Annotated in this window: 12 protein-coding genes and 1 tRNA gene; 8 read left to right on the top strand and 5 right to left on the bottom strand. The window is 53.7% G+C overall.

The features are described 5' to 3' along the window. Positions 1-114 precede the first annotated feature (114 nt). From AB8Q18_14020 to AB8Q18_14005, 4 genes are all read left to right on the top strand, one after another. Complete coding sequence (locus tag AB8Q18_14020; GenBank protein XDZ51271.1) at positions 115-1,050, top strand: LysR family transcriptional regulator; 936 nt, start codon at positions 115-117, stop codon at positions 1,048-1,050. A 92-nt stretch (positions 1,051-1,142) separates the two neighbouring features. Beyond that, positions 1,143-2,474, top strand: coding sequence for an NAD(P)/FAD-dependent oxidoreductase (locus AB8Q18_14015; protein XDZ51270.1), 1,332 nt, complete (start codon positions 1,143-1,145; stop codon positions 2,472-2,474). Between the two features lie 140 nt (positions 2,475-2,614). Beyond that, positions 2,615-3,940, top strand: a complete 1,326-nt coding sequence (locus tag AB8Q18_14010; protein ID XDZ51269.1) for an MFS transporter — start codon at positions 2,615-2,617, stop codon at positions 3,938-3,940. Positions 3,941-4,061: 121 nt separating this feature from the next. Continuing rightward, entirely contained in the window at positions 4,062-5,201 is a 1,140-nt protein-coding gene (locus AB8Q18_14005) for a 5-methyltetrahydropteroyltriglutamate--homocysteine S-methyltransferase (GenBank protein ID XDZ51268.1), read from the top strand. Between the two features lie 87 nt (positions 5,202-5,288). On the opposite strand, the gene AB8Q18_14000 is transcribed toward AB8Q18_14005, so the two are convergent. After that, the gene (locus tag AB8Q18_14000) at positions 5,289-5,609 is read right to left on the bottom strand and encodes a 2Fe-2S iron-sulfur cluster-binding protein (protein ID XDZ51267.1); all 321 of its coding nucleotides are present in this window, start codon (positions 5,607-5,609) and stop codon (positions 5,289-5,291) included. Between the two features lie 244 nt (positions 5,610-5,853). Between AB8Q18_14000 and AB8Q18_13995 the strand changes: the two genes are divergently transcribed. Then, positions 5,854-7,548 carry a SulP family inorganic anion transporter gene (locus AB8Q18_13995; protein XDZ51266.1) on the top strand — a complete coding sequence of 565 codons (1,695 nt, stop codon included), beginning with the start codon at positions 5,854-5,856 and terminating at the stop codon, positions 7,546-7,548. A 62-nt stretch (positions 7,549-7,610) separates the two neighbouring features. On the opposite strand, the gene AB8Q18_13990 is transcribed toward AB8Q18_13995, so the two are convergent. The 3 genes from AB8Q18_13990 to rsmI form a co-directional block, all read right to left on the bottom strand. Next, positions 7,611-9,818 (bottom strand): FepA family TonB-dependent siderophore receptor, encoded by a 2,208-nt coding sequence (locus tag AB8Q18_13990; GenBank protein ID XDZ51265.1) that lies wholly within the window; start codon positions 9,816-9,818, stop codon positions 7,611-7,613. A gap of 462 nt (positions 9,819-10,280) precedes the next feature. Then, a tRNA-Leu gene (locus AB8Q18_13985) sits at positions 10,281-10,365 on the bottom strand. A 61-nt stretch (positions 10,366-10,426) separates the two neighbouring features. Next, complete coding sequence (rsmI, locus tag AB8Q18_13980) at positions 10,427-11,302, bottom strand: 16S rRNA (cytidine(1402)-2'-O)-methyltransferase (protein ID XDZ51264.1); 876 nt, start codon at positions 11,300-11,302, stop codon at positions 10,427-10,429. Positions 11,303-11,432: 130 nt separating this feature from the next. Here rsmI and AB8Q18_13975 point away from each other — a divergent pair, with 130 nt between their 5' ends. The 3 genes from AB8Q18_13975 to AB8Q18_13965 are packed head-to-tail and all read left to right on the top strand — an operon-like array spanning position 11,433 to position 13,043. Continuing rightward, a complete protein-coding gene (locus AB8Q18_13975; protein XDZ51263.1) occupies positions 11,433-11,780 on the top strand; it encodes a YraN family protein in 348 nt (115 codons plus the stop codon). Between the two features lie 3 nt (positions 11,781-11,783). Continuing rightward, on the top strand, positions 11,784-12,374 hold the full coding sequence (locus AB8Q18_13970) for a phosphoheptose isomerase (protein XDZ51262.1): 591 nt from the start codon (positions 11,784-11,786) through the stop codon (positions 12,372-12,374). A 30-nt stretch (positions 12,375-12,404) separates the two neighbouring features. Next, positions 12,405-13,043, top strand: a complete 639-nt coding sequence (locus tag AB8Q18_13965) for a BON domain-containing protein (GenBank protein XDZ51261.1) — start codon at positions 12,405-12,407, stop codon at positions 13,041-13,043. A 37-nt stretch (positions 13,044-13,080) separates the two neighbouring features. Here the strand turns inward: AB8Q18_13965 and AB8Q18_13960 are convergent, their stop codons facing one another. After that, positions 13,081-13,965, bottom strand: a complete 885-nt coding sequence (locus tag AB8Q18_13960; GenBank protein ID XDZ51260.1) for a Rossmann-like and DUF2520 domain-containing protein — start codon at positions 13,963-13,965, stop codon at positions 13,081-13,083. Positions 13,966-14,025: the final 60 nt, after the last annotated feature.

Here is a 14,025-nt window from a genome sequence, read left to right as displayed (position 1 = left end):
GATTCATTTAACCCAATGAATCTTATGTGAAATCAGTATAGGCACAAAAATATTGCGCTTCAATGAACAAAGCGGTAGTTTAATGATGCTTAAAAGTCATCAAGGAAAGTCATCATGGCCATTCATTTTCCGTTCGGTACGGCACCGCAAGGGCTGAGCGAGCGGCGCTTACGTTATTTTTACGCCACGGTTCAGACCGGCTCCATGCGCCAAGCCGCCGACCAGTTAGACGTGGAACAATCGGTCATCAGCCGCCAGATCCAACAGTTGGAAACCGATTTAAACACTACTTTATTTGAGCGCCGCGGCAATCGCCTCAAGCCAACTGAGGCGGCTTGGGTGGTGATGGCCTATGTGAAAGAGCGGCTGGAAAAAGAAGAGGCGCTGATGAGTGCTTTGTATGAGCTCAGCCAATCGCGCCGTGGTCGGGTCAAGCTGGTGTCGGGCGAGGGCTTTGTGCCCGAGCTGATCAACCGCACCCTGTGTGATTTTGGCCACGACAACCCCAATATTGAGATTGCCTTGGATTTAATGAATATGAATGAGCTGGTGCGCCACGTGGCCGAGGATCGTGCCCACATCGGCCTCGCCTATGCGGCCACCTTGCCGCCCAATATTGAGGTGATGGCCGATCATTTGGAACCCATTTGCGTGTCGGTGCGCGCTGACCATCCTCTGGCTGCACATTCAGGGCCGATTGAGCTGAAGGCCTTGTTGCCCTACCGCGTCGGCATCATGCCGCCTGGATTTGGGTTTCGGCAAATGGTGGATGCGGCCGAGCTGCACGATCAGGTAAAGTTAACCCCTGGCTTGGTGACCAGTTCGGTGATGGCGCTGCGGCAGTTTGCCCGCGCTGGTCTGGGGGCAAGCCTGTTACGCGAACGCGACGTGGTTGAAGAAGTGGCCAGCGGGGAGTGTGTGGTGTTGCGCACCACCAATCCAGTTTTTGAAAGCGCGCGGGCGCAGCTCATTGTGCGGCGTAATCGATTGTTGCCGACCTCGGTGCAAGATTTACTCAAGGCGCTGATGGCATCGGAGCTGTTTCGCTGAGGGCATAGAGGCAATGTGCTGGTTTTTGACCTATCCCTGTATGGATGGTCCGATCTTTATTTATAATCATGGCTGTGATGAGGAGCCTTGGCATGAAAAAAATGACGCAACAGCCCCAGATAGATGGGTCGATCGGGTGGTTTGAAACCGCCGCTAACAAAAACGAAACCTTGGGTACGCCGTTAGCGGGCGAGGTAAGCTTTGACGTGGTGGTTATTGGCGGCGGATACACCGGCCTGTCGGTAGCGGCGCGGTTAAGCGAGCGAGACCCAGAATGCCGTATTGCGGTGGTTGATGCCCTTAAGATTGGCCAAGGCACGTCTGGGCGCAACGCCGGTTTCATCATTGACTTGCCTCACAACATCGACAGCAGTGCCCAAAACCTTGAACATGATTTATGGGTGCATCGCCTGAATACCTTTGCCATTGAGCGCTTACGCGGATTTAAAACCGAGTTTACGATTGATTGCCAGTGGGATGAGGCGGGGAAGTATATGGCGGCGCATGAGCCTGAGCACCTGCAAGGCCTAGAAGGGTTTATGAGCACCCTTAACAAGGGGCAGTTTGCCTACGAGTATCTTGAGGGTGAGGCGCTGGCCCAGCGCTTAGGCACGTCTTATTATCGAGCCGCCGTATACACGGCAGGCAATATTTTGATGAATCCAGCCGCGTTGATTCGCGGCATCGCCAAAGGCTTAAGCACTCGTATCAGCATTTATGAACGCACGCCGGTACACGCCATAGACTATGGGCAAACAGGCCAAGCGACGCGGCTCTATACGGCCAACGGCATCATCAATGCGACCAAGGTGGTGGTCACCGTCAGCGCATTTGCTGAGGCCTTTGGCCTTGCCAAGCATAGGCTGGCACCGGTGTTTACCTATGCCAGCCTAACCGATCCCTTACCTGCCTCTCAGGTGGATGCGCTGTTTTCAGGCGTGCGCGCTTGGGGCTTAACCTCGGCACATCCCGCTGGCAGCACCGTACGGCTAACTCCAGATAACCGCATCATGGTGCGCAACAGCTTCGATTTTGCCCCCAAGCTGAGCCACACCGAAGCCCAGCGCCAGCGTGCCCGAGAACAGCATAAACGTTCGTTTCAGGCGCGGTTTCCCGAGCTGAGTCAGGTGCCTTTTGCCCATACTTGGGGCGGCTTGCTGTGCATGACGCTGAATCATCATTCCGTGTTTCAACAAGTGGCCGACAATGTGTTTGTGGTGTGTGGCTGTAATGGAGTGGGGGTGGCCAGTGGTACCTATTTAGGCTATTACATGGCCGAGTACATGCATGGCACGGACAGCGAGGCGCTGCGTTTTATTCAGGCCAATAGCCAACCGCGATGGGTGCCACCGGATCCGATCCGCAGCCTGGGGGCGACCTTAACGCTAAAGAATGAGATGAGGAAGGCTAAGGGCGAAGTGTAAGTCGCGAACTTCAAGACGGTCGAGGCTGTGGTAAAAGAGGCACCCAAACAGGGGCGCCGCTTAATATAAATAGACGTCTATACGTTTAGATGGTTATTATGGTTGTTTTAAGCGGGATGCCGTGGTTTGAGGAGGCTAGGATGAGTGTGCATTTAGAAGGGGCGTTAAACCGTCAGCGCATGACGGGGTTTCAGTGGCAGATTGTGGGGCTGTGCGTGCTGTTGAACATTATTGATGGCTTTGACGTCATGGTGATGGCGTTTACCGCGGCAGCCGTGTCTGAACATTGGGGTTTATCGGGGACTGAGCTGGGTTTTTTGCTGAGCGTTGGCCTCTTGGGCATGACGGCGGGTTCATTGGTTTTGGCCCCCTGGGCTGATCGGTTAGGCCGTCGGCCTTTGATCATGATTTGTTTGTTGATTTCGGGCATGGGCATGGTGGCGTCTAGCTTTAGCCAAACGCACACCCAGCTTGGCTGGCTGCGCTTTGTGACGGGCTTGGGCATTGGCGGTATTTTGGCCAGTGCCAACGTCATTGCCTGTGAGTATGCATCGGCCAAGTGGCGTAACTTTGCCATCAGCCTGTTGTCGGTAGGCTATGCCCTTGGCGCCACGTTTGGTGGACTGGTGGCGGTGTATCTGGTGTCCCGCTTCGGCTGGCAAAGCGTGTTTATGGTGGGCGGCGTGGCCACGCTGTTGATGGTGTTGTGGGTGTATTGGGCGCTACCTGAGTCGTTGGCTTTTTTGTTGGCCAAGCGTCCGCGCCATGCCTTGAGCAAGGTGAATGATCTGAATGCCCGGTTGCAGTTGCCGCCTTTAGCCGAGTTGCCGTTGGTGCCGAGCGCGCAGGCGGCGGCCAAACAATCCTTGAGCGCTTTGTTAAATCGTGAATTTAGAGGGGCCAGCCTAGGCTTGTGGGTGACTTTTTTCTTAACCATGTTTGGTTTTTATTTTGTCATGAGTTGGACGCCTAAGCTATTAACGGTCTCAGGGCTTTCGGCTGAGCAGGGCATGACGGGCGGCATTTTATTAAGCATAGGCGGTATTTTTGGTGCCGTTTTGTATGGTTTAGTGACCACCCGCTTTTCGGTATTTCATACTCAGCTGGTGTTCTTTATTTTGACGGCAGTGCTGATGGTGGGTTTTGTGTACAGCATTGACCTAGGGGCATTGGCTTTTCTATTTGGTTTGGGCTTGGGCGTTTGTGTGAACGGATGCGTGGCCAGCCTGTATGCAAAGGCCCCGACGCTGTATCCTTCTCATATTCGTACCACCGGGGTTGGATTCGGTATTGGGGTTGGCCGCATTGGCGGTATTTTGTCGCCTATGGTGGCCGGCTCTTTGCTTGATCAAAACTGGACCCCGACCACCTTGTACGGCGTGTATGCCCTATTGTTTTTATTGGCGCTGCTGGGCTTGCTGTACATGCATACTCAATCGGGATTGGTCACGCGTAAAGGCGCGTAGGCTGTGCCTCATGCCGCCGCCTTCTGCAAAGATGATGGAGGTTTGGGTGTTGACAATGAGGGGGAATCTTGTTTATATTTAAGATATATAGACGTCTATACGTCCAAAAAAGGGAGGCAGTATGAGCAATACAACAACGGCGGCTAAGCAGCGCTACGCCGGCTATAAAGCAGATCATGTGGGCAGTTTTTTACGCCCAGAGTCAATTAAGCAAGGGCGTTTAGATTTGGCCGCAGGCAAAATCAGCCCAGAACAGCTACGGGCGATTGAAGATCAAGAGATCATCAAACTCGTGGCCGAGCAAAAAAAAGTTGGCATTCAGGCCATTACCGACGGCGAGCTACGGCGGGCATGGTGGCATTTCGACTTCATGGAAAACCTAGTGGGTGCCGAAGGCTACGAGGCCGAGCAGGGCATGGCGTTTAAGGGTGTGGTCACCAAACCTCATAATGTACGCGTTGTGGGGCGCTTAGATTTTGATGAACACCATCCTCATTTAGCCGATTATCGGTTTTTGCATGGAGCCGTAGGCGATGGTGGCGAGTTTGTGGCCAAAATGACCCTACCCAGCCCCAATATGATGATGCGCCCTAATATTCGCAACAACGCCTATTATGGTGACGACATTGAGGGCTATGTTCGGGATTTAGGTTTGGCGTATCGAAAAGCGATTAAGGTATTTTATGATTTAGGTTGCCGTTATTTACAGTTAGATGACGTCTTTTGGGCCTATTTATGCAGTGCCGAGCAGTGCGAAAAAGAGCGTGCTTTAGGCATGGACCCTCAGCGCTTAGCGCAGTATTGTGTGGACACTTTAAACATTGCGCTCGAAGACAAGCCGGATGATCTCGTCATTGGCATGCACATCTGTCGCGGTAATTTTTCCTCAACCTGGCATTATGAGGGCGGATATGACGTGATTGAAGACTTTATTTTTAAGAATTTGGTGAATATTGATCGTTATTTCTTGGAATATGACACTGAGCGTGCCGGTGGGTTTGCGCCCCTCGCCAAGCTGAATGGTTCTGATGCCGAAGTGGTTTTGGGCTTGGTGACCTCCAAAGTGGGCGAGCTTGAATCAAAAAAAGACATTTTGGCGCGCATTCATGAGGCTGCTCAATACCTACCGTTGTCACAGTTGGCCTTGAGCCCACAGTGCGGTTTTTCTTCAACGGAAGAGGGCAATAAAGTGTCGATTCAGTCGCAGTGGGATAAATTGACTTTTATTCGTGAGGTGGCTCAGACGGTTTGGCCCGTTTAAACGGTTATTAAGCGCTGTTCGAGTAAGCCCATGATGCCCTATTGAGGGGTCATGGGCTTTTACTTGTGTCTGCACTAGAAGGTTGGATTAAATTTGGCATTCGGGGGTGGTGACCACCAGCCCATCGAGTTCCGCCGTGACCGTGATCTGACAGGACAGGCGCGAGTTGGGCTGCTGATTCATCACAAATTTCAGCATATTTTGTTCTTTTTCGGCAATGGGGGGCAGCTTGTCTAGCCACGCCTCATCGACGTAGACATGGCAGGTGGCGCAGGCACAGGCGCCCCCACAATAGGCTTCAATGCCTTCTAGGTCGTGGTTCACGGCGCCGAGCATCACCGAATCGCCAATGGCGACGTCAAGCGTACGGGCATGGCCCTGATGGTCAATATAGGTAACGGTGGTCATAAACAGGCCTGTGGTGGTTACGTCGCAAAAGTTGCGGCTAATGCTATCAAAAAAGTGAACTAGGTGCCAGTCATGTACGGCACGGGCATGGTGCGACTGTGAGGGTGGCCAGATGGGGGCTGCCTCAGTAGCGTGCGGGGGATGGTGACGATTTTTTAAATGACAATGGCGTTTTGTGTTAAGGTCGATAGTGTGATTGTGTGGCTCATTTTTAGCGGTGGGTGGGCTCAAACGGGGCATGACCATGAAGCAAACACACGAAGGCGATGGGCTGCCCTTAGCGCACATGCTGCGTGGCTATCGTTGGCAGACGTTGCGGCAAGATCTAGGGGCGGGCCTAACCGTGGGCATGATTGCGGTGCCGCTGTCGATGGCCTTAGCAATTGGCACCGGCGTGCCGCCACAATATGGCTTATACACCGCCGTGGTGGCGGGGTTTGTCATCGCCCTGTGCGGCGGCTCACGCTTTAACGTTTCGGGCCCGACGGCGGCCTTTGTGGTGGTGTTACAGCCCATTGTCGCCACGTTCGGCTTCAGCGGCTTGCTGATGGCCAGTTTTTTGGCGGGCATGGTTTTGGTGGTCTTGGGCCTATTGCGGCTGGGGCGATTCGTGTATTGGGTGCCAGAACCCATCATCAGCGGGTTCAGTGCCGGTATTGCGGTGGTGATTGTGGTGGCGCAACTGCCTGACTTTTTAGGCGTGACGGGGGCCGCCAGTGGTGATGTGGTGAGCCGTATAGGCCACGTTGTGGCCCAGCTGGGGCATGTTTCCGTAGTGGACGTCTGCCTCGGGGCGCTGACTCTAGCGGGGCTGCTGCTGTGGCCGCGTTGGGTTCGTCGGCTACCGCCACACGTGGTGGTGATGGGCGCCAGTGCGCTATTGGGCATGGCGTTCACGGGGCTGGGGTGGCCGCCACGCACCATTGCCTCGGTGTTTACGTATTGGTTGGAAGGCGTGGCCTATGCCGGCATCCCGTCGATGTTGCCGACGCTGGTGTGGCCGTGGCAGTCGGAAGACGGCCAATCGTGGTGGGCCGCCAGCGGGCTATGGGCCCTGGCGCCGAGCGTGTTGGCCATTGCTTTTTTGGGTGCGGTTGAATCCTTGCTGTGTGCGGTGGTGGCCGATGGTCTGACCAACACGCGGCATCGGCCGAACGCCGAGCTGGTCGGTCAGGGACTAGGCAATATGGTGGCGCCGTTTGTGGGCGGCTTTGCCGCTACCGGTGCCTTGGCGCGTACGGCGGCCAATATTCGCGCTGGGGCGCAAACGCCAGTGGCGGCGATGATTCATGCCCTGTTTGTATTGCTGAGCCTGTTGCTGCTGGCGCCGTGGTTGGGCTATTTACCCATGGCCAGCTTGGCGGCCCTATTGTGGCTGGTGGCTTGGCATATGGCCAATGTTTCGGCGCTGCGTCGCCTGTGGCGGATTGCGCCCGTCGGGGATCGTTGGATTTTGGTGACGTGTTTGGCGCTGACGGTGGGCTTTGGCATGGTGGTGGGGGTACTGGCGGCCATGGGTTTGGCGCTTTTGTGGCTGTGGGTGCAGCTGTGGCGCTTACCTGCATCATTGCCTTCATCTGGGCCGATGCCCCTATCTGAATCGGTGTGTTTAGATGTCCTGAGGGGGCCGCTGTTTTTTGGTTCGGCGCAGGCGCGGCTAGGCGCCGTGTCGCAGCGACTGGCCGTACGGCCAGAGGTTAAAGGCGTGGTTTTAATCGGTGTGAACGTGGCGTTTATTGACGTCACGGGGCTGTTGGCGCTGGCGGCGTTTGTGGACGAACAGCAGGCCTACGGCCGTAGGGTGGTGTTGGTGGGCTGGAGCGCTCAGGTGCGGGAAGGCTGTCAGCGTGCGGGGCTGGTGTCATCCGAACGCATGGGCTTGTATTGGGCCGAGGATCAGGCGGCGGCGCTGCGGTTGTTGACGAGGTTGGGCGCCTAGGTTAAATACTGGGCACAAAAAAGGGCTTAGAGCAAACTCTAAGCCCTGCTTAAGCTTACCGCTTAAAAATCAAACTTCATGCTCATGTAGTAAGCGCGACCAGCTTCGTTATAGGTACGGGCGGTGGCAGAGCCACTTTCAGAGGTTTCGCGATACAGTTTTTTATCAAATAAATTGCTGATGCCGCCGTGAATCTGGGCATGTTTATTGAATTTATAACCAGCGCTTAGGCCCACAATGGTGTAGGGGTCTTGCTTGGAAATGACGGCTATCTTGCCATCAACCGTGGTGTTACTGTTGCTGGTGGGGTATTTTTTCGGCTCTTGCTTACCGTAATGGGTCACGGTTAATAAGGCATTAAAGCGTTCGGAAATCTCCCAATCGAAGCTAGAGTTGATGGTGTATTTCGGAATAATGGATAAGGGGTTGCCCGTGGTTTTGTCCTCAGACTTATGCATATAGGTAAAATTGTTGTGCCACATTAGGCCGGTGGTGAGTGGTACGGCAATGTTGCCCTCAAGGCCTTCAATTACGGCTTTGCCCGTATTCTCCCAGCGTAAGATCTTGGCGCCAGAGGCAGAGGTGCCCACAATCTCGCTACCAGAGACAATCTTATTGTCGTAGTCGTTTCTAAACCAGGTGAGTGACGCGTTCCAGCGGTCTTTGGCGAACTGAATCCCTACCTCTTTATTGATTGAGGTTTCTGGGTCAAGGTTTTCGTTACCCAATAGATAGCAAGGCCCTGTTATGCCAGTTGGGCAGCCTGTCCCTTTCGTCAAGAGCATGTAGTTGGGGGCACTTTGGTATAGGTTAGGCGCTTTATAGGCCTTGGCGATGCCGCCTTTTAGGGTAAAGTAGTCGCCCAGTTTTTGTGCCACGTTTAGGCTGGGGCTCCAGTTGTTGCCGGCCTTGGAGTGGTGATCAAAACGCACGCCCGGAATCAATTGAGTGGTGTTGGTTAAAGAAATGTTGTCCTCTAGGTATAAGGCCCAGGCCGAAGCGTCCATTTTGGCTGAACGGGCATTAGGAACCTCGGGGATTGATGAGTTCTGTGCCGTGCTGGAAGGGTCGTTAAAGGTATCTTTAGACCATTCGGCCCCAATGGTGGCCACGTGGGCCACGCCTAGGTCAAACGGAATGTTGGCTTCACCGCTGAAGCGGGTGGTTTTGAGTTCAGAATCTACAATCGAACCATCGCCTTGAATCGAGCCTTCACCCCCACCAGCCATGCCTTCTTTCATGCGCGAGTTAATGGTCTTGTCGTATTGTGCCATCAGCTTGGAGTCACCCCAGTCCCACGAACCATCATGGGTGAGTGAGAAGCTCTTGCGGTACATGCGGTTGGTTTCTTGACCGTAGATGAAATCGTTTTTATGGACGCCGCCAAACTGGGTGTCGCCGGCGTAGATATTGCCTTGGCGGCTGTAGTTGGCGTCGAAGGTGAGGTATTGCTGCGGATCGATTTTCCACACCAGTTTGCCGGAGACATCTTTGTTTTCAACGCCTTCACGGCCGGCTTGGCGCTCACCGTGGATTAGGGGGTTGATGTCGGCCGCATCGCCTTTGGTTTTGTTGTAGTTACCGTAGACGCGGTAAGACAAAGTGTCTTCAATAATGGGGGCACTGAGGTTGAAACCAATACGGTGGGTCATGCCTTCTTTACTGTTTTCGGGCAGATTGGTGTACCAGTTGGCTGAGCCCTTAAATTCTTTCGAAACGCGCTTGGTGGTGATGTTGACCACGCCGCCAGCCGCGCCGGAGCCATAACGAGCGGCGGCAGGGCCGCGGATGACCTCGATGGATTCAATTTCTTCAACCGGCACCCAGTTGGAGTCGCCACGGGTGTCGCGTTCGCCGCCCCAGCTATAGCGAGTGGCGTTGCGTGAGCTCACCGGCTTGCCGTCAATCAGGATCAAGGTGTTTTCAGGGCCCATGCCGCGGATGTCAATTTGACGATTATTGCCGCGCGCGTTGGAGGCGGTATTACCCGTTAGATTGACACCCGGCATGGTGCGAATTAAGTCTTTAATGTCGTTAACCGGGGGGCGTTTTTCAATTTCTTTGGCGTCAATTTTAGACACGCCGAGCGATTGTTTCAGCTGTCTTTCGGCCGTGACCACGACGGTGCTGAGCTCTGCCGTGTCCTCTTCTTCGGCGGCGTGAGCCAAAGTGGGTACGGCGCTAAAAGACAGGGCCAAAATGGCAGTAGCCAATAAAGTGCGTTTGCTGGCAGGTGACGTGAACGTCGAGTTTTCCCTAATGTGAGACATGATAACTATGGTCCTTATTGCGTGAGTGAGTGTAGTCTTTCTTTAAAAAAGTGAGTTTTTTTAAACACAAAGCGGACAGCATATCATTTACTAATAGAAATAAGAATTATTATTAATCGCATTTGCAATAAAGAGACAGATTGGGGGAGACTATGGTTAGGGATGAGCGGTGGCACAGAGCGTGTCTAGGATAGGCAAAGCGCAGACTGTTTATCGTCTGTTCTTCATTCTAAGCATCAAATCGAGAGGGGGACCGAATTGATGGCTCAGAGGACATGGGGCAACCGAGCAGAATCATGCAGCGTGTGGGCCAAAGGCACGATAGAGCATGGTTAGTTTATTGATTTTAAATAGCTAAGTGATAGATTAAAGGGGGCGCATCAGGTATAGGCGAAAAAAAACCAGCTCGTGAGCTGGATTTTTAATCTTAACCTTGTGTTGCAGACCAAAGCGATTGAGCTTTGGTGCCCAGGGACGGACTCGAACCGTCACACCTTGCGGCGGGGGATTTTGAGTCCCCTGCGTCTACCAATTTCGCCACCTGGGCAGGTGAAGATTTGTTTGAGGAGCGTATTATAGCTGAAAACAGATCACTGTAAAGGCCTTTTTTAATCTTTTTTCAAGCTTAAGGCGTAATCGTATAATACCTTTTTGTTTTCATTGGTGATTTTGCTGCCGAGCTCGGCTGCTTGTTTGGTGGGTAGTTGCGCCGCCAGCACCTTCATCACGTGTTCTGTGGCTTCAGATAGCGCACTTTGGGTTACGGCAGGGGCTGCATCCAAAATCAACACCATCTCGCCGCGGGTTTGGTTGCGGTCGGCTTTTACTGCGGCCAGCACTTCAGCTACGGTGCCGTCAATGAAGGTTTCGAAGGTTTTGGTGATTTCGCGCGCCATCACTAAGCGGCGATCAGGGCCAAGTACCTCTAGCATGTCGGCGAGGGTGGCTTCGATGCGGTGAGGGGTTTCGTACATGATGACGGTGTAGGGGGTTTCTTGCCATTTTTGCAACAGAGTTTGGCGCTCTTTGGTTTTTGGGGGCAAAAAGCCGGCAAAATAAAAGTTGGCGCTGGTCATGCCGGCTACGCTCAAAGCGGCAATCACGGCGCTGGGGCCGACGATGGGAGAAACCTTATAGCCTTTAGCGCGAATGGCTTGGGCCAGCTTAGCGCCTGGGTCGCAAATGGCGGGCGTGCCCGCATCGGAGACCTGTACCACCACTTGGTCGTTGGCCAGCGCTTCAGCCACCTTGTCGACCATTTGGCGCTCATTGTGTTCGCGTACGCTGATGAGTTTACTTTTGATGCCGTAGGCCGCTAATAGTTGGCCAGTGACGCGGGTGTCTTCGGCGCAGATTAAGTCGGCGCGTTCTAAAACCGCCAGCGCGCGTAGGGTGATGTCACTTAAGTTTCCAATTGGGGTGGCTAACACATATAATGTTTGTGTTTGAATGGTTGCTTGCGCTTGTGAATAATGTGTTTGCACGCCAGGGCTTTCTCTTGAAAAATGGGGAACCAGCCCTTAACTATACCACTGATGCGCCGCATCATCTTGACAATCATGTGGGCCGCGAGACGGATTAAAATCGATCGGCTGCCCAGATGAAAGGCCGCTGATGAAACTAAATCATCCTGTAGGTGCCCAAGCAGAAGACCGTGCGCTGGCGTTTTTAGGCCAGCAAGGCTTGCTGCTGGTGGCGCGTAATTGGCATTGTGCTTACGGTGAAGTGGATTTGGTGATGAAAGAAGGCAACACGTGGGTCTTTATTGAAGTAAAATATCGTCAACGGGCCCATTTTGGTGGCGTGGCCTACAGCATTACCCCGCGTAAGCTGGCAAAGTTACAGCGAACCATACTGCATTACATGCAGGTGAATAAGATACACAACGCGCCGTGTCGATTGGACGCGGTATTGTGCCAAGCGCAGGATGCGCCGGTTTGGCTAAAAAACATATTGGAATAAACAATGAGCATAGTTGATAGAGTCAGTGCCCACTTTGCCGAGAGCATTGAAGCAAAAAAACAGTGTCAAGACATCCTGCCTGAAGCGGTGGCCGAAGGCGTTCAGCTGATGGTGAACACCTTGATGATGGAAGGCAAACTATTGGCTTGCGGTAACGGTGGATCTGCCGCCGACGCCCAGCATTTTGCCGCCGAAATGGTGGGCCGGTTTGAACAAGAGCGCCCAGGCTTGGCGGCCATTTCTTTGGCGACCGACACCTCAGCCTTAACCGCCATCGGTAACGATTACGAATTCGACCTGATTTTTTCGAAACAAGTACGTGCTCTGGGTAAAGAAAATGACGTGTTGCTGGCCATTTCTACGTCGGGCAACTCGGCCAACGTGGTGGAAGCGGTGAAAGCGGCCCACGAAAAAGGCATGAAGGTGATTGCGCTGACCGGTAAAGACGGCGGCAAAATCGCGGCTTTACTAAATGGCGACGACGTATTGCTCAACGTGCCGCATCCGCGCACGGCCCGGGTGCAGGAAATTCACATTTTATTGATTCACGCCTTATGTGATGGCGTGGACTACATGCTGTTGGGCGCAGATTAAGCCAACAACCAAACCAGTAGAGGATGCTTTATGAAAAGTTGGATCAAGACTTTAGTCGTCAGCGCCGTGATGGTGAGTGGCCTAACTGGCTGTCCTGCATTTATTGTGGGCGGTGCTGCCGTGGGTGGCTTAGCCGCTACTGATCGGCGCAGCGTCGGCGCACAAACCGATGACAGCGTGATTGAGGCCCAAGTAGCCGCCAGCATCGCCAATTATTGGCAGGCCAACCCTGTTGCTGCTGGCCAGCCTCAGCCCAATGTGAAGGTCATCAGCTACAACCGTCATGGCCTATTGTTGGGCTATGTCACCAGCGAAGCTGAAAAAACCATGGCCGAACGCGCTCTGCGCGCCCAGCCTAATGTGGCCAAGATCTACAACTACATTAACGTTGCGCCTGGCGATCGTAAATTTGGTGACGTCAGCCAAGACACGTGGATTACCTCAAAGATCCGCACCAACTTGCTGAATGCGAAAGGGTTTATTCCTAACCGCGTCAAAGTGGTGACCTATGATGGCGTTACCTACGTGTTCGGGATCTTAACGCCCGCAGAACAGGCTGCCGCCACGGCACAAATCAGTGCGACTTCTGGCGTACAGCGCGTGGTGACGCTGTTTGAAACCTTTACCGAGACAGAACAGCCGGCCGCCGAAGCCGCGCCGGCATCTTAATGCCTCAGTGAGCATGAACAAGCAGTAATGCCCAGCATTACTGCTTTTTTTTGGTTTGGGCTTGAGGTGGGGCCAATAAGTCTAAAAGTGTCTGAGCTTGCTCAGGGCTTAAGGCGGCCTTTGCTAAGCCGACAGTGGCCACGCCTAAGGCTTGATAAAGCGGGGTTTCTGCCGGGGTTAAGGCGTCAAGATGGCTGGCGACAGTGGCGGCATCGCCGCGCACAATTGGGCCGGTTAAGGCGGCCTTAGGCCCCAAAGCTTGATAGTTGTGGAAACTTTGCTGCATTAAACCACTCACTAAAGCACGACTTTGTGATTGGGGTAGGCCTAGTGGCGCTAAAACGTCTTCGGCAAAACCGGCTAAGGTCACCAAGAAATTGGCGCTGATGGATAAGGCTGCATGATAGCGTGCTTTATGCGCTGCATCGAGGTAGAAGGGCTGTAGGCCTAAGGCTTCGGCCAGCTGCGTCATAAAGGCCTGTTGCGCTGGCTCGGCTTCAATGGCCACTAGGTGGCCAGCCAACGTACGAATGCTGGCGTCGACGTCGGCAAAGGCAAAAACAGGGTGTAAGCTGGCGGTTTGAACGCCTTTAGCAGCTAAGCTGGCTAAGGCGCTGCGGCTTTTAGCACCGCTACAGTGACACACCAAGGTTTGTGGTGACAGCCAGGCACAGGCGGCCAGGGCTTCGGCACTCGATTCAATGGCGTCGTCGGGGGTGCTGATTAAGACCACATCTGCTGCGGGCAAGTTGCTGATTTGTGTTACTATTTTTGCTGTGGTAAAACGGTGCGTCCACGGCGCGGCCTCAAGATTGCAGCGGCGGACAATATGGCTCAGTTGCAGTAGGCCAGATTGCTGCCACAGATGGCCCAAGGTTTGGCCGACGCGGCCTGCCCCAATAATGTGAAAAGTAAGCGACATCTCGGTTTCCTCGGCTTAATTGCTCATTGAATCTTTAAGATTATAAATGGTAAACTTGAG

The sequence above is a fragment of the Neisseriaceae bacterium CLB008 genome (assembly GCA_041228285.1).
Lineage (GTDB): Bacteria > Pseudomonadota > Gammaproteobacteria > Burkholderiales > Neisseriaceae > JAGNPU01.
Note: the sequence above shows the minus strand (reverse complement) of the source record. Positions and strands in the feature narration are given on the sequence as shown.